Source organism: Bradyrhizobium sp. S3.2.6, assembly GCF_040546885.1.
GTDB lineage: Bacteria > Pseudomonadota > Alphaproteobacteria > Rhizobiales > Xanthobacteraceae > Bradyrhizobium > Bradyrhizobium cytisi.
Map to the genome: position 1 here is coordinate 323,177 of NZ_JBEPOS010000005.1, position 15,350 is coordinate 338,526.

The following is a 15,350-nucleotide window of genomic DNA, read 5'->3' on the forward strand; positions in this document are numbered from 1 at the left end:
ATCTGGAAGGGTAGATTATGACTGTAGCGAAGCCCGCTTCGCGGCCGAACGTGCCGCATTTCTCCTCCGGCCCCTGCGCCAAGCGCCCCGGCTGGAACGCCCAAAATCTCAAGGACGCAGCGCTCGGCCGTTCGCATCGCGCGAAGGTGGGCAAGACCAAGCTCAAGCTCGCGATCGATCTGACGCGCGAAGTGCTTGAAGTGCCGGCCGATTATCGCATCGGCATCGTGCCGGCGTCGGATACCGGCGCGGTCGAGATGGCGCTGTGGTCGCTGCTCGGGGCACGGCCCGTCACCACGCTCGCCTGGGAATCCTTCGGCGAAGGCTGGGTCAGCGACATCGTCAAGGAATTGAAGCTCAAGGACGTCACCAAGCTCAATGCGGCTTACGGTGAAATTCCCGACCTCTCCAAGGTCGATCCCAACAGCGACGTCGTCTTCACCTGGAACGGCACCACCTCCGGCGTCCGCGTGCCGAACGCGGATTGGATCAGCGCGACCCGCGCAGGCCTGACCATTTGCGACGCGACGTCGGCTGCATTCGCGCAAGCCCTCGACTGGGCCAAGCTCGATGTCGTCACCTTCTCCTGGCAGAAGGCGCTCGGCGGCGAAGCCGCGCATGGCATGCTGATCCTGTCGCCGCGCGCGGTGGAGCGGCTCGAGACCTACAAGCCGGCCTGGCCGCTGCCGAAAATCTTCCGCATGACCAAGGGCGGCAAGATCAACGAAGGCATCTTCGTTGGCGAGACCATCAACACGCCGTCGATGCTCTGCGTCGAGGATTATCTCGACGCACTAAGCTGGGCCAAGTCGATCGGCGGCCTCAAGGCGCTGATCGCGCGCGCCGACGCCAACACCAAGGTGCTGGCCGACTGGAAGGCGAAGACGCCCTGGATCGACTTCCTGGCCAAGGACGCCGCGATCCGCTCCAACACCTCGGTGTGCCTGAAGTTCATCGATCCCGCGATCACCTCGCTCTCGGAGGACGCGCAGGCCGAGTTCTCCAAGAAGCTGGTCGCTCTCGTCGAGAAGGAAGGCGCCGGCTACGACTTCGCCTATTACCGCGATGCGCCGGCGGGTTTGCGCATCTGGTGCGGCGCCACCGTCGAGGCCCGGGATGTCGAGCTGCTGACGCAGTGGATCGACTGGGCTTTTGCCGAGACCAAGGCGCAGCTCGCCAAGGCAGCGTGATGTTCTGACCCTCCCCTGGAGGGGGAGGGTCGACGCACCGTCAGGTGCGGCGGGGTGGGGTGATCTCTCCACACGGCGCACTGGCGAAGTTCGAGTTTGCAGCTTCACCCCACCCCGGCGCTTCGCGCCGACCCTCCCCCTCCAGGGGAGGGTGTGAAGGAAGACATCCATGACCAAACCCAAAGTTCTCATTTCCGACGCGCTCTCGCCTGCTGCCGTGCAGATCTTCAAAGACCGCGGCGTCGAGGTCGACTTCCAGCCCAACCTCGGCAAGGACAAGGACAAGCTCGCCGAGATCATCGGCAATTACGATGGCCTCGCGATCCGCTCCGCGACCAAGGCGACCGCCAAGATCCTGGAGAAGGCCACCAACCTCAAGGTGATCGGCCGCGCCGGCATCGGCGTCGACAATGTCGAGATTCCGGCTGCGACCGCCAAGGGCATCATCGTGATGAACACGCCGTTCGGCAATTCGATCACGACCGCCGAGCACGCCATCACGCTGATGCTGGCGCTCGCCCGCGAGATCCCGCAGGCCGACGCCTCGACCCAGGCCGGCAAGTGGGAGAAGAACCGCTTCATGGGCGTCGAGATCACCGGCAAGGTGCTCGGCGTGGTCGGCTGCGGCAATATCGGCTCGATCGTCGCCGACCGCGCGCTCGGGCTGCGCATGAAGGTGGTCGCGTTCGACCCCTTCCTGTCGCCGGAGCGCGCCAAGGACATCGGCGTCGAGAAGGTCGATCTGGATGACCTGCTCAAGCGCGCCGACTTCATCACGCTGCATACGCCGTTGACCGAGAAGACCAGGAACATCATCGATGCGGCCGCAATCGCCAAGATGAAGAAGGGCGTGCGCCTGATCAACTGCGCCCGCGGCGGTCTCGTCGACGAGCAGGCGGTGGTCGATGCGCTCAACGCCAAGCACATTGCCGGCGCCGCCTTCGACGTCTTCGTCGAGGAGCCCGCGACGACGAACGTGCTGTTCGGCCATCCCAACGTGATCTGCACGCCGCATCTCGGCGCCTCCACCACGGAAGCGCAGGAAAACGTCGCGCTGCAGGTCGCCGAGCAGATGTCGGATTATCTGCTCACCGGCGCGATCTCGAACGCGGTGAACTTCCCCTCGATCACCGCGGAAGAAGCGCCGAAGCTGAAGCCGTTCATCGCGCTCGCCGAGAAGCTCGGCTCGTTCGCCGGCCAGCTCACCGAAAGCGGCATCCTCAAGGTCGAGATCACCTATGAGGGCCACGTCGCCGAGATGAAGATCAAGGCGATCACCTCGGCGGTGCTGTCGGGCCTGCTTCGGCCGATGCTGGGCGAGGTCAACGTGGTGTCCGCGCCCGTCGTCGCCAAGGAGCGCGGCATGGTGGTGGATGAGATCGTGCGCGCCGCGCAAAGCGACTATGAGAGCCTGATCACCGTCACGGTCGCGACCGAACGCCAGGCGCGCTCGGTCTCCGGCACTGTCTATCATGACGGCAAGCCGCGCCTCGTCGACATCAAGGGCATCCGCGTCGACGCCGAGTTCGGCAAGTCGATGATCTACGTCACCAACGAGGACAAGCCGGGCTTCATCGGCAAGTTTGCAGGGCTCCTCGGCGACGCCAAGATCAACATCGCGACCTTCCATCTCGGCCGTGTCGAGCAGGGTGGCGATGCGATCGCGCTGGTCGAGGTCGACGGCGCGGTGCCGGCCGATCTGCTCGCCAAGGTACAGGCGCTGCCGCAGGTCAAGCAGGTCAAGGCGCTGACGTTCTAGGCAATCGTCATTCCGGGGCGATGCAAAGCATCGAATCCGGAATCTCGAGATTCCGGATTCGGCTCTGCGAGCCGCTCCGGAATGACGATCATCATATCATATATTCCGACCTGCGGAACAACGGCGCCGCGCTCATCTCGAGGGCGGTGTTTTTGTTGATGCAGCGCCGCGCTTTATTTTTCCCAAGCTGCCGAACTTTGTGTACCAATGGCGCCGAGAACACTTCGTGCCAACGCCTCCATACCAATGTTCGAAAGGGAGAAAAACCATGCGTGAAGCCGTCATCGTTTCCTACGCGCGCACGGGCCTGGCCAAGTCCGGCCGTGGCGGGTTCAACATCACGCCGCCGATGTCGCTCGCGGCCCACGCCATCCACCACGCGGTCGACCGTGCCGGCGTCGACAAGGACTATGTCGAGGATTGCTATCTCGGCAATTGCGCCCATGGCGCGCCGAACATCGGCCGCCAGGCCGCGCTGCTCGCAGGCTTGCCGAAGTCGACCGGCGGCGTGTCGGTGAACCGCTTCTGCTCCTCAGGGCTTCAGACCATCGCGATGGCCGCCAACTCGATCCGCTCCGACGGTGCCGATTGCATCGTCGCCGGCGGCGTCGAGAGCATCTCGATTCCGGGCGGCGGCTCGCCGAAGGAATGGGTCGATCCCGAGCTGCTCAACACGGCGCCCGCCATCTTCATGGCGATGATCGACACCGCTGACATCGTCGCCGAGCGCTACAAGCTCAGCCGCGAATACCAGGACGAATATTCGCTGGAGTCGCAGCGCCGCATGGCCGCGGCCCAGCAGGCCAACAAGTTCAAGGACGAAATCGTCCCGATGAAAACGAAGATGAAGGTGGTGGACAAGGCGACCAAGGCCGAGAGCATTGTCGACTACGTGGTGGACCGCGACGAATGCAATCGTCCTGAGACCACGCTGGAAGGATTGGCAAAACTCGAGCCGGTGAAGGGCCCGGGCAAGTTCGTCACCGCCGGCAATGCCAGCCAGCTCTCCGACGGCGCCGCCGCCGTGGTGCTGATGGAAGCCAAGGATGCCGAGAAGCGCGGCCTCAAGCCGCTCGGCCGTTTCGTCGCCTGGGCTGCGGCAGGCTGCGAGCCCGACGAGATGGGCATCGGGCCGATCTTCGCCGTGCCGAAGCTGTTGAAGCGTCATGGCCTGAAGATCGACGACATCGATCTGTGGGAGCTCAACGAGGCCTTCGCCAGCCAGTGCCTCTATTCGCGCGACAAGCTCGGCATCGACCCCGAGAAGTACAACGTCAACGGCGGCTCGATCGCGATCGGCCATCCCTTCGGCATGACCGGCGCCCGTCTCACCGGCCACCTGCTGCAGGAAGGCGCCCGCCGCAAGGCCAAGTGGGGCGTCGTGACCATGTGCATCGGCGGCGGCCAGGGCGGCGCCGGCCTGTTCGAGATCTACAGCTGATCAAGGCCATCTGAATGTGAAAGGCACGGCGCCGCAAGCGCCGTGCCTTTTTCGTATGTAGCTCGACGTGCTTTGCCGCCGTGCCAAACAGCCGGCACGGGCGCTTCATGTGTCCGCCCGTTCATGCTATTGTGTGCTCTCGGTACTAAATGTTTCCAGCCGGCGTTGCACAAAACACCCTGGGGATCTACCGATGAAAGCTGATTCGGATTTTCTGACAGCCGATGGGGTCGCCACAGCCGGAACTGGCGCACTGCTCCTGATTGGCCGTGTTCTGCTGGCATGGGTGTTCGTTGGAAGCGCGTACGGAGCAATAGCCGACTTCAGCGGCTCGGTGGGCTATTTTCGATCGCTGAATCTTCCAGCGCCTGAGCTGTTCACGATCGTGAATATCACGCTGGAAGTCGTCATATCCGCAGGCTTGATATTGGGCATCCGTACGCGCTATTGCGCAGTTCTGATGTTTGTCTTCGTGCTGATGGCAACCGCGATTGCACATCGCTACTGGGAATATCCCGCCGGTGGGCAGCAGATCAATCAGTACAATAATTTCTTGAAGAATATCTCGATCATGGGCGGGGCCATGTTGATCTTCGTCACTGGCGCGGGCCGGTTCAGCTTCGATCGAGTATCGTGGCCCGCAATCACTTCACGTAGAGCTTGAAAGCTTGCGCGACCAGTCGGCGGATGCTCTTTGAGAGCGGCTTGAGAGTCTCGCCGACGATTGCGAAGAGAAGCATCAGCCATGTCGCCAATGCTGCGCACCACAACAGCACTTCCAATATGTCAGGCATGATGCCCTCATAAAATGGCTATTCTGAAATTGCGCGAATGTTGCTCAGCCGAGTCGACGCTGCAAGTCCTCTTCAGGGGTAGTCTTGAGGGTAGCAAGACGCCCAGATGCTCGGAAAATGAGCCGCGAAGCGCTCTCGGTGCTGCCGTCCGCGAGCCCTTGATTCGCGACGAGCGCCGCGGTGGTTGGTAAACCGGCTTGTGCACGTCACAGTGCAGAAGCCGCTATCGTGGGAACGGTCAACACATCCTGACGGCGAGCTTTATGACAAAACACGTAGTTCCACGTGCCCGCAAATTAACGGAAGTTTCTACGCATCAGGGTTTCATCAACCGCATCGGTCACTCTAGCTTGGTACCAAGATGCGGCTTCTCGCTCTTCGCCTCACCCACAAGATCACTGCGATCGGCGTCATCGGCGTCGTCGGTGTCGTCCTCATCGGCGGCATTCATCTCTACGGCGAGCGGGCGATGGGCCTGTCGCGCGACGCCGCCGAGAACGCGCGCACGGTCTTCGAGCTCAACAACAATATTGCGGTCGAGCTGCTCGAAGGCCGCCGCGCCGAAAAGGATTTTCTGCTGCGCAGTGACCCGGCGAGGGCGCAGCGTCAGCTCGAGATCTCGCGCCAGGTCGCACGCGATATCGAAAAGCTCCGCGGCAGGATCGCGGCGCTCGGCAAGCCCGAGCTCGCGCAAAAGATCGATGCGATGAAGGAAGCGCTGAAGATCTATCAGATCCGTTTCGCCACGGTGGTCGCGGAGCGGGAGCGTCTCGGGCTTGACGAGAATTCGGGCCTCGAAGGCCGCCTGCGGACCTCCGTCCACGAGATCGAGAGCAAGGTCGACCAACTCCAGAATTCCGCGCTCAAGGTGATCATGCTGATGATGCGCCGGCACGAGAAGGATTTCATGCTGCGTCGTAATGCCAAATACGGCGACGAGATGAAGAAGCGCGCGTCGGAATTTCTGGCCGGCGTCGACGCCGCCGCCGTTCCCGACGACGCGAAGGCCGAGCTGCGCGCGAGGCTCGCCGACTATCAGCGCGACTTCTCCGCCTGGATCGAGACCGCGCTGAAGCTCGCGACGGAATTGAAGGCGATGTCGGAGGCGTTCTCGACGGTCGAACCTGTCGTCGAGCAGGTCTCGAAATCGGTCGACAGCATCCGCGCCGAAGCCGACCGGCGCAACGTTGCCGAGCGGGACGGCATCCAGTTCTGGATCGCCGTGGCGATCGCTCTGATCGCGTCCGGCGTGCTTGGGCTCGGCATCTTCATTGGCCGCTCGGTCGCAAAGCCGCTTGCCGCGATGCGGGCGGCCATGATCGAGCTGGCCAAGGGCAATTTCGCGATCGTGCTGCCCGGCCTCGGCCGCCCCGACGAGATCGGCGAGATCGCGCAAGCCGTCGAGACGTTCAAGATCAACGCCGAGCAGAAGGCGCGCGAGGAGGCGGAAGAAAAGATCAGGCAGGACAAGCTCGCCGCCGAGCGCCGACGCGCCGACATGATCAGGATGGCTGACGATTTCGAGGGTGCGATCGGCGAGATCGTCGAGACGGTGTCGTCCGCTGCCACCGAGCTCGAGGCGTCGGCGACGTCGTTGACGACGACCGCGAGCCGTTCGACCGAGCTTGCCACGCTGGTCGAAGCTGCGTCGGAGGAGGCCGCGACCAACGTGCAGTCGGTGGCGTCCGCCGCCGAGGAGCTGACCGCCTCCGTCACCGAGATCAGCCGCCAGGTGCAGGCCTCCGCGCGCATCGCCGGAGAGGCCGTCAGCCAGGCCGGGCACACCAATGATCGCGTCGGCGAATTGTCAAAGGCCGCCGCGCGCATCGGCGATGTGGTCGAGCTCATCAACGCGATCGCGGGCCAGACCAACCTTCTGGCGCTCAATGCCACCATCGAGGCGGCGCGTGCGGGCGAAGCCGGGCGCGGCTTCGCCGTCGTGGCCTCCGAGGTGAAGGCGCTGGCTGAGCAGACTGCGAAGGCTACCGGCGAGATCGGTCAGCAGATCGCGAGCATTCAGGGCGCGACCAACGAGTCCGTCGGCGCGATCAGGACCATCGGCGGCACGATCGAGCGCCTGTCCGAGATCTCGTCCACCATTGCGGCCGCCGTCGAGGAGCAGGGCGCCGCGACCAGCGAGATATCGCGCAACGTCCAGAGTGCGGCGGCCGGCACCACGCAGGTCAGCGCCAACATCAGCAATGTGCGGCAGGGCGCGGTCGAGACCGGCTCGGCATCGACCCAGGTGCTCTCCGCGGCCAGGTCGCTGTCGGGCGACAGCAACCGGCTGAAGTTAGAGGTCGGCAAGTTCCTGGATACCGTGCGCGCGGCTTGAAGCTTCCGCGCCGTCATGCCCGGACATGACGTGAACCTCACGCCCTTGCCACCACCGGCGCGAACGCCACTTCGATCAGCGTGCCGGAATTCGACGCGCTCTTGATGTTGAACTGGGCGCGGTTGGCTTCGACCAGCGCCTTGGTCAGCGACAGGCTCAGCGCGGAATTGTCCGCGGCGTCGCCCGGTGGCGGGGTGCGGAACGGCTCCATCGCGGCTGCGACTTCCGTCTCGGTCAGCCCATGGCCGGTGTCGCGGATCCGAAGCGCGATCTCGCCGCGATCGTTCAATGCGGTCGAGACGATGACCTGGCCGCCGGCGCTGGCAAGCCGGATCGAGTTCGAGATCAAATTCATCGTGACCTGACGCAGCGCGCGCGCGTCCGCCGTCACCTGCGGCAGCGCATGCGCGAGCGAGGTGCGGATGATGATGCGTTCGCGGTTGGCCTGCGGCTGCATCACGGTGACACAGGCTTCCACGAGGTCGTTGAGGTTGAGGTTGGTGAAACTGAGATCGAGCTTGCCGGTCTCGATCCGCGACAGCTCCAGCAAATCGTCGATGATGGTGATCACGCGCTCGCCGGAGGCGCGGATGTCCTTCATATATTCGCCATAGCGCTCGTTGCCGAGCGCACCAAAACGCTCGGAGATCATCACCTCGGCAAAGCCGATGATGGCGTTGAGCGGCGTGCGGATCTCGTGGCTGATCCGCGCCAGCATGTCGGCCTTGGCATTCGCTGCGCCATCGACCAGGCGTCGCGCCTGCGTCAGCTCGCTCTCGCCCTTCTTGCTTTGCGAGAGGTCGCGGAACACGGCAAAGAAATTCGGGCCGTCGGGCCGCGTGCGGCCCATGATCATGGCGAGCGGAAGCACGCCGCCCTTCTTCTCGCGGCCCAGGACCTCGCGGCCGTGGTCGAGCAGGCTCGCGATGTCCTCGCTCCGGATGCTTTCGAGATAGTCGACAACGATCTGCTGGCTCTCGGGCGCGAACAACGTCAGCAAATTCTGCTGCATCAGCGCATCGCCGTCATAGCCGAACAGCGCTTCGGCGCTGCGGTTGCAGGCGTGGATGTTGCCTTCGGCATCGAACATCACGATGCCCTCGGCCGTGGTGTCGAGGATCGCGGCGAGATCCTCCGCCTCGGCATCGCCGGCCTCCAGCTCGGATTCCAAGTCGGCCTCAGACTCCGGCAGATCGGGGATCACCACCACCGGCTCGGCCATCGCGGGCGCTGCGACAACAGGCGTGGCCACGACAGGTGCAGGATTGGGCAGCGCGCAGATCAGCGCATGCGCGCTGGCGCCGTCCCAGTCGATCGTGTGCAGATGCGCTTCCGTGGTCGCCAGTGGCTGCTCGCCATTGGCGATCGCAGCACTGATCGTCACCGGCGTGCCGGCCTGCGATGTGCTGCTGGCAGCGGAGACGCCGGGCTCGACATAGAGCGCATCCAGCCCGCCGGCATCCTCCAGCGCGGTCAGGCTGACATAGCCCATCCGCGTGAGGAACGCGGGGTTGGCGTAGAGCAGGCGATCGAGCCGGTAGATCAGCATTCCCGTCGGCACCAGATCGAGCAGCGCGCGGTCGCGCGTGCTGTCGCCGCGCGCGGGCGGTGCGGGCTCGGTCAGCCATTCGGCCGAGGCCGCCGGCGCCTCAGGCTCCGGCGTTGGTGCTTCCTGCGTGACCTCGTCCGCCGGCGGCTCGGCTGCGACGGATGCAATCGTCTCGCGCTCGCGTTCGAGTCGCTCGGATAATTGTCGCGCGAGCTCGTTGAACGCGCTGTTCTCGACCGGCGTCAGCGTCGGCGATCTCTGATCACCCTGTGATCTGGCGTCGCCGGGCGGACGGAACGGTACGACATTGGGAGGCGTTTCCACGGATGTTTCCAGATCGGTTTGCTGTGAATTCGCTTCGGTGATGAGTACGGGCGGTTCAGGTTCAGGTGGTGGCGGAGGCGGCTCGATCGGCGGAGGCGGCGCCCCCTCCTCGGGATCAGGCTCGACCATATCGGCGCAGAGGCTCTGCGGCACAGGCTGCTCTGACAACAGCTCGTAGCGCCTGAGCGCCTCGAGCCGGTTGAGGTCGTCGAGATCGCGGCAGACGCCAAAACCCTTGAAGCCAGCAAAGTTGCGCTCGCGGTCGTAGACCGGCAGGCCTGCGAGCTCGACCGGCAGATGCTCGCCGCCATCGGCCGGCCAGTTCACGGTGATGCCGGCCCAGGTGTCGTGGCTGGCAAGCGCCTGCGCCACGCGCCCGTCCGGATCGAGCGCAAACGCTTCGGCGATCTCGCGCCAGGGCCGGCCGAAGCCGGCCGCAGTGTGCGGGCCGATCAGGTGGATGAACTCGCTCGACGCCAGCACAAAGCGCCCCGCCGCATCCATCTGCCACAGGAAACGCAGCGGATGCTTGCGCGGTGTCTCCGCATGTCCAGGCGGCTCGACCATGGTGCCCGTGATCGGCGCGGCTTGCGGCGGCACGATGGCTGCGGGCGGGTTTTCAACCGGTGTTTCCGGCGCCGCTTCGCGCGCGGGCGGCTCGGGCGTGAGCGTCTCGGCCGTCTCAGGCGTTTCGTCCAGATCGGCAAAGGCGTCGAACAGGTCGATTCCCGCGGCGGGCTCGTTCGCAAGCGGCGTCTCGATGGCCTGCGGCGCAGGATCAGGCGCGCTCTCGGCCACCACCGCAGCCTGCACGATCGCCGGCTCGATCAGCGCGACGAGTCCGACATCGGCACCGGTGCCGACCCGTTGCAGCACCATCTTGCCGATCCCGATCGGCAGCTCGACGCGACCTTGCGCCAGCGCATCGCTGCGCGCCTGCTCGAGGCCGGCTTCGCCGAGATCGCGAAAGCCGAGCAGGGGGCGGGCGGCTTCGCTGGCGCCGGCGAACATGCCATCGGGTGCGAACGCTGCCATCGGCACGGCCGCACCGTCGACGAGCCGATGCAGCCGCTCGACCAGCGGCATGGTGCGCGCGCCCGCATCCATCGCGGTGACAAGCACGCCTTCGCCGCCATCGGCAAAGACAAGCCGCGCGCAGGCGCAGGTCATCAGCGTGCCGAGCCGGGCGCCGAAGCCGCGCAGCCGTTCGAGCCTGATGGCGCCGCTCGCCGGCAGCTGGCGGGCGAGGCGGGTGATCTGGCGGCGATGGACGTCGGCCGGCCCGAACGTCTTTGCCGCGAGGATAGCCGCGTTCGCCGCGCCGAAGAATTTTGCCCCGACGGCATTGGCCCACAGCACGCGGCTGCCGTCGGGCGACCATAGCCAGGCCGGCAGCGGAGAGGTCGCATGCACGGACAGCCTGGGATCGCCGACGCCGCGCAACTGGAAATCCGAACTCGTCATCCGACCGGCTTTAAGTCTCGCTTGTTGGCGTCACGTCAGGGACTGCCGGGAATGACAGCCTTAAGAAAGGGTTAGTATCGCCCGCGGCGGCGGGCAGGTCCACGGCCCGAGCTTAACGGGCGCGTCCTAAAGCCGCGATAACCTTAATGTGGCTGAACCCGCAAGCCGCCGCGTCGTTGCATCCGCAGGATTCGGCAAAACCGGCACAACATGACAGGAGCCGCAGCCATGACCGATCAGTCCCATGAGCCTTTCGACCTTCCGCCGGAGATGCGCAACGTGGCGGAATCCAGTCTTAAGCAGGCCCGCGACGCCTTCGAAAAACTGCTCGCCAACGCCGAGGCCGCCGCCGGCTCGATCGAGGAGCGCGGTGCCTCCATGCGCGCCGGCGCCAAGGACATCGGCGCCAGGGCGATCGCCTTCGCCGAGACCAATGTGCAGGCCTCGCTCAATTACGCCCAGTCGCTGGTCCACGCCAAGGATGTCGCCGAGGTGATGCGGCTGCACAGCGAATATGTCCAGGCCCAGATGAAGGCCCTGGCCGAGCAGGCCAACGAAATAGGCCAGATCGTCAGCCGCGCGGCGATGGATGCGACCAAGCCGAAGCATTAGCCCGCTCTGTCATTCCGGGGGCGCGACGAAGTCGCCGAGCCCGGAAATCCATCGGACGGCAAAATAACTCAACCCCCGGTTCCCCACCCCGGGAACCTCACTCTCCCCGGGATTAAATTTCCGCACGCGCCTCCGGATCGCGTTGCGCTGCACAATGTTGACATGTTAGGCAGCGATACTGCTGGGCGCTGGACGAGCCATCTCGTTTGTTCTGCGTTTTCCAGTCTTTCGTACCCGCCAGTTCGCAAGAAGAAATGGCCCCGGTTGGGTCGGCGGGCGCGCCAGAAGGCTCACTCCATTTTTCTTTATCGTGAGGGACAACCATGACAGGTGCGACTGATCCGTTTTCTGCCTCGATCATTCCGTTCGAGGTCCCCGAGCAGGTGCGCGCATTCGCCGAAAAGGGCGTTTCGCAGGCCCGCGAGAACTACGCCAAGTTCAAGGACGCCGCCGAAACCCACAACGGCACCATCGAGGCCGTGTTCGCCAACGCCTCGAAGGGCGCGAACGAGTACACCGCCAAGCTGATGGAATTCGCCAAGGCCAACACCACGGCCCATCTGGACTTCACCCAGGAGCTGCTCGGCGTGAAGTCGCCGACCGACGCCTTCCAGCTCTGGACCGGCCACGCCAAGAAGCAGCTCGAGACGTTCCAGGCCCAGGCCAAGGAGCTGGCCGAGATCACCCAGCGCGTCGCCAGCGCCACTGCCGAGCCGATCAAGGCCTCTGCCTCGAAGCTCTACCCCGCCGCCTGAGCGGATTGGGCCTGAATTGATTAGGAAACCCGGGCCGCGAAGCCCGGGTTTTGCTTTGGAAATAACGTTGTTCGAGGCCCGATTATCGGGTTTTGCGGCCTTGCCAAAAACGGCCGTTGCACCTAGTTTCCGCCCCGTCCAGCCCCCCTCGGTGACCGGCCCTCTCAGGGCGCCCAAGGTGCGGCTCGCAAGGATGCAGTTGTAGCTCAGTTGGTTAGAGCGCCTGTCTGTGGAACAGGAGGTCGGTGGTTCGAGCCCACCCAACTGTACCATGCCACTTAAATTGGCCCGTAGTTCAGCATCTTACTGATAGACCTGACGTTTTTTGGATTACGGTGACAGTGCACAAAACTGTCCATCCTGCAGGGCACGCCCTATCCGCAATGCCGGTCAAAGGCAATTTTGTGCACTGTCCGCGTAACTCCGCCGCCGCCGACCTCCCCCGCCTCACTCGCGCGATATCGACAGTCCCGCGAGAAGCGGCGCGTACGCGGCGAGCCTGCGGGATACGAACTCCGTGAACAGCCGCACGCGCTTCGTCTTGCGTGTGTCTCCCTGTGTGAGAAGCCAGACCGTTCCGTACATGTGCAGCTCGGTACCCGGCACCCTCGCCAGCAGGGGGTCGGCATCGCCGATGAAGCACGGCAGTGTCGTCATCCCGAGCCCTTGCCGCACGGCGGCGATCTGCGCCTCGGCGTCGGTGATCCTGAATGGAACGCCGGTGGTGCGAACCTCACCCTCGCTGGCCCAGTCCGGGATTCCATGAATGCTGATGACGATCCACCGGATCGGATCAGGCGCGCCCGCACGCCACGCGGCCAGTCGATCGCGGGACATGTAGACGCCGCCGTACAGCTCCGGTCCCTTCATGCCGTGAAGATTGAGCGGCAGGGTCTTGCGGTCGTAGACGACGCGGATCGCGACGTCGGCCTCGCGGTTGGTCAGATTTGCCAGCTCGCCGGACGACAAGATCTCCATCTCGATATCAGGATGCAGACGCGCGAAATCGGCGAAGTCCGGCATCAGCAGGTGTGTCGCCAGCGGCGGCGCCAGCGTCACCCGCAGCAGCCCGCGCACGCTCTGGTCGCGGCCGAAGACGCGCGTCTCCAGCTGGTGCGACGACGCTTCCATCTGGTCCGCGAACTCGAGCACCTCCTCGCCCGCAGCCGTCACGCGGTAGCCCGACGGCAGCTTTTCGAACATGTGGACCCCGAGGCGTTCCTCGAGCTGGGCGATGCGTCGCAGCACGGTCGCGTGGTTCACGCCGAGGCGCTCGGCGGCCGCCCGCACCGAGCCTCCGCGCGCGACGGCAAGAAAGTAGCGAACGTCATCCCAGTCGATCATGGTGCAATCCCGCACCGCGCGGTGCGCCTTCCCGAATCCCGTCTCTAACACATCGACCAGCAGTAGGGGCGGTCGTCCTAGCCCTATGGCGGCAAGCGCGGTCCAATTTCCGAACGGCGGACACCGATTGCGGCCGACTGCAGTCGTTCGGCCGGATCGATTTCGCACCACCGATGTGCGCGCTTCCGCACTCGCCGCGTGAGGCCGGCAGACCCATCTCGAGCTTCTCGGGGGCAGATGCTGTCCCGACATCACGACAGGAGAAGTTATGGGAAAGCTTGAGGGTAAGGTTGCCGTCGTCACGGGTGGATCGAGCGGCATGGCGCTGGCGAGCGCCAGGCGCTTCGTTGACGAAGGCGCCTATGTATTCATCACGGGCCGGAGGCAGGAGGCGCTGGACGAGGCCGTCAAGCTGATCGGCCGGAACGTGACCGGCGTGCGCGGCGACGCGGCCAATCTCGGCGATCTCGACCGCCTGTTCGACACGGTCAAGCGGCAGAAGGGCGGGATCGACATCCTCTACGCGAGCGCCGGCACGGGCGAAGCCGTCCCACTGGGCGAGATTACCGAGCAGCATTTCGATGCGACCTTCAACCTGAATGCGCGCGGCACGCTGTTTACGGTCCAGAAGGCGTTGCCGCTGTTTCGCGATGGCGGATCAATCTTCATGACCGGGTCAGTTGCTTCGATCAAAGGTTTTCCTGGCTACAGCGTGTATGCGGCGAGCAAGGCGACGTTGCACGCATTCGCAAGCGGTTGGCTCAACGAGCTGAAGGGCAGGAACATCCGGGTGAACGTGCTGCACCCGGGGCCGATCGCCACACCGATGCAGGATCAGGTTCTCACCGAGGAGGCGAAGCGGATGTTCGAATCCCTGATCCCGCGGGGAAAGATGGGTCGTCCCGAGGAGATTGCGGCGGTCGCGCTGTTTCTCGCTTCAGACGATTCGAGCTTCGTGAATGGGGTGGAGTTGTCCGTCGACGGCGGCTTCTCGGCGATCTGAAGCGCCAGCAAATCAATATCAACAACACGGATCGGAGAAGTTCGAATGAGCTATGCGATTGTAGGATTCGGCAAGATAGGCCAGGCGCTCGCCCACGCCTTCGCCCGCAAAAACATCGACGTGACGGTTGCGAGCCGCCGGCCGCCCGAGGCGTTGGCGCCGCAAGCCCGGGCGATTGGACCCAGTGTCGTCGCCAAGTCGCTGCGGGATGCGCTCGAGGCCGACACCATCATCCTGGCGGTCCCGTTCGGGGAGCATCGCGAGGTTGCGAAGGCCCTGCCGAGCTGGAAAGGCAAGACGATCATCGACGCCATGAACGCGTTTCCAGTCCCTGAAGAGCTGCACGGTCTCCCGTCCTCCGCGTTCGTCGCGAAGGCGTTCACCGGGGCGAGGCTCGTCAAAGGGTTCAATCACCTGCCTGCGGCCGCCCTGGCTGCCGATCCGGTCGTCGAGGGCGGTCACCGGGTGGTCTTTCTGTCTGGTGACGACGAGGACGCGATCGCTCCGGTGGCGGCCCTGGCCAAACAACTCGGGTTCGCACCGGTCGACTTGGGAAAGCTCAACGAGGGTGGCGCGCTGGTGCACGCACGCGGCCGCACCTGGGGCCGGCTCATCTTCAAGGATCTGTTCAAGAAGGAGCAGTAATCGACGCATTGCGGACAGTAGAGAAGCGCGGCACGCGGCGTTACGGTGACACCCATTAGCCGGCCGGTCGTCAAGATGACGAGCGCATTTTTTTTGGCAGCGCAAGCTGCCAAATCTTTCGCTGGTCGCTTTCAG

General features: G+C 64.5%; 12 protein-coding genes and 1 tRNA gene. 10 read left to right on the forward strand and 3 right to left on the reverse strand.

All coding sequences use genetic code 11. From position 1 onward, the window contains the following. Positions 1-17: 17 nt before the first annotated feature. From ABID58_RS13825 to ABID58_RS13840, 4 genes are all read left to right on the forward strand, one after another. Complete coding sequence (locus tag ABID58_RS13825; protein WP_148751172.1) at positions 18-1,190, forward strand: phosphoserine transaminase; 1,173 nt, start codon at positions 18-20, stop codon at positions 1,188-1,190. 169 nt (positions 1,191-1,359) lie between these two features. After that, entirely contained in the window at positions 1,360-2,949 is a 1,590-nt protein-coding gene (serA, locus tag ABID58_RS13830) for a phosphoglycerate dehydrogenase (RefSeq protein ID WP_354033026.1), read from the forward strand. A 268-nt stretch (positions 2,950-3,217) separates the two neighbouring features. Then, positions 3,218-4,390, forward strand: coding sequence for a thiolase family protein (locus ABID58_RS13835; RefSeq protein ID WP_354033027.1), 1,173 nt, complete (start codon positions 3,218-3,220; stop codon positions 4,388-4,390). A gap of 193 nt (positions 4,391-4,583) precedes the next feature. Then, the gene (locus tag ABID58_RS13840) at positions 4,584-5,054 is read left to right on the forward strand and encodes a DoxX family protein (protein ID WP_354033028.1); all 471 of its coding nucleotides are present in this window, start codon (positions 4,584-4,586) and stop codon (positions 5,052-5,054) included. On the opposite strand, the gene ABID58_RS13845 is transcribed toward ABID58_RS13840, so the two are convergent. Beyond that, complete coding sequence (locus ABID58_RS13845; RefSeq protein ID WP_354033029.1) at positions 5,035-5,184, reverse strand: hypothetical protein; 150 nt, start codon at positions 5,182-5,184, stop codon at positions 5,035-5,037. The genes ABID58_RS13840 and ABID58_RS13845 overlap by 20 nt on opposite strands. A gap of 361 nt (positions 5,185-5,545) precedes the next feature. Here ABID58_RS13845 and ABID58_RS13850 point away from each other — a divergent pair, with 361 nt between their 5' ends. Continuing rightward, positions 5,546-7,519, forward strand: coding sequence for a methyl-accepting chemotaxis protein (locus ABID58_RS13850; protein ID WP_354033030.1), 1,974 nt, complete (start codon positions 5,546-5,548; stop codon positions 7,517-7,519). Positions 7,520-7,556: 37 nt separating this feature from the next. Here the strand turns inward: ABID58_RS13850 and ABID58_RS13855 are convergent, their stop codons facing one another. Then, a complete protein-coding gene (locus tag ABID58_RS13855) occupies positions 7,557-10,856 on the reverse strand; it encodes a PAS domain-containing sensor histidine kinase (protein ID WP_354033032.1) in 3,300 nt (1,099 codons plus the stop codon). Between the two features lie 228 nt (positions 10,857-11,084). On the opposite strand from ABID58_RS13855, the gene ABID58_RS13860 reads away from it, so the two are divergent. From ABID58_RS13860 to ABID58_RS13870, 3 genes are all read left to right on the forward strand, one after another. Further along, positions 11,085-11,468, forward strand: coding sequence for a phasin family protein (locus tag ABID58_RS13860; protein ID WP_354033033.1), 384 nt, complete (start codon positions 11,085-11,087; stop codon positions 11,466-11,468). A 323-nt stretch (positions 11,469-11,791) separates the two neighbouring features. Continuing rightward, entirely contained in the window at positions 11,792-12,223 is a 432-nt protein-coding gene (locus tag ABID58_RS13865; RefSeq protein WP_148751179.1) for a phasin, read from the forward strand. A 195-nt stretch (positions 12,224-12,418) separates the two neighbouring features. Next, positions 12,419-12,495 (forward strand) — tRNA-His (locus ABID58_RS13870). Between the two features lie 175 nt (positions 12,496-12,670). Here the strand turns inward: ABID58_RS13870 and ABID58_RS13875 are convergent. Continuing rightward, positions 12,671-13,567 (reverse strand): LysR family transcriptional regulator, encoded by an 897-nt coding sequence (locus ABID58_RS13875; protein ID WP_354033034.1) that lies wholly within the window; start codon positions 13,565-13,567, stop codon positions 12,671-12,673. A 268-nt stretch (positions 13,568-13,835) separates the two neighbouring features. Here ABID58_RS13875 and ABID58_RS13880 point away from each other — a divergent pair, with 268 nt between their 5' ends. Beyond that, a complete protein-coding gene (locus tag ABID58_RS13880; protein ID WP_354033035.1) occupies positions 13,836-14,570 on the forward strand; it encodes an SDR family NAD(P)-dependent oxidoreductase in 735 nt (244 codons plus the stop codon). Positions 14,571-14,615: 45 nt separating this feature from the next. Further along, the gene (locus ABID58_RS13885; RefSeq protein WP_354033036.1) at positions 14,616-15,215 is read left to right on the forward strand and encodes an NADPH-dependent F420 reductase; all 600 of its coding nucleotides are present in this window, start codon (positions 14,616-14,618) and stop codon (positions 15,213-15,215) included. Positions 15,216-15,350: the final 135 nt, after the last annotated feature.

Bases quoted from the DNA above. Each gene is read 5' to 3' on its own strand.
- ABID58_RS13825 (WP_148751172.1), top strand. From the start codon at position 18: ATGACTGTAGCGAAGCCCGCTTCGCGGCCGAACGTGCCGCATTTCTCC.
- serA (WP_354033026.1), top strand. From the start codon at position 1,360: ATGACCAAACCCAAAGTTCTCATTTCCGACGCGCTCTCGCCTGCTGCC.
- ABID58_RS13835 (WP_354033027.1), top strand. From the start codon at position 3,218: ATGCGTGAAGCCGTCATCGTTTCCTACGCGCGCACGGGCCTGGCCAAG.
- ABID58_RS13840 (WP_354033028.1), top strand. From the start codon at position 4,584: ATGAAAGCTGATTCGGATTTTCTGACAGCCGATGGGGTCGCCACAGCC.
- ABID58_RS13845 (WP_354033029.1), bottom strand. From the start codon at position 5,184: ATGCCTGACATATTGGAAGTGCTGTTGTGGTGCGCAGCATTGGCGACA.
- ABID58_RS13850 (WP_354033030.1), top strand. From the start codon at position 5,546: ATGCGGCTTCTCGCTCTTCGCCTCACCCACAAGATCACTGCGATCGGC.
- ABID58_RS13855 (WP_354033032.1), bottom strand. From the start codon at position 10,856: ATGACGAGTTCGGATTTCCAGTTGCGCGGCGTCGGCGATCCCAGGCTG.
- ABID58_RS13860 (WP_354033033.1), top strand. From the start codon at position 11,085: ATGACCGATCAGTCCCATGAGCCTTTCGACCTTCCGCCGGAGATGCGC.
- ABID58_RS13865 (WP_148751179.1), top strand. From the start codon at position 11,792: ATGACAGGTGCGACTGATCCGTTTTCTGCCTCGATCATTCCGTTCGAG.
- ABID58_RS13875 (WP_354033034.1), bottom strand. From the start codon at position 13,567: ATGATCGACTGGGATGACGTTCGCTACTTTCTTGCCGTCGCGCGCGGA.
- ABID58_RS13880 (WP_354033035.1), top strand. From the start codon at position 13,836: ATGGGAAAGCTTGAGGGTAAGGTTGCCGTCGTCACGGGTGGATCGAGC.
- ABID58_RS13885 (WP_354033036.1), top strand. From the start codon at position 14,616: ATGAGCTATGCGATTGTAGGATTCGGCAAGATAGGCCAGGCGCTCGCC.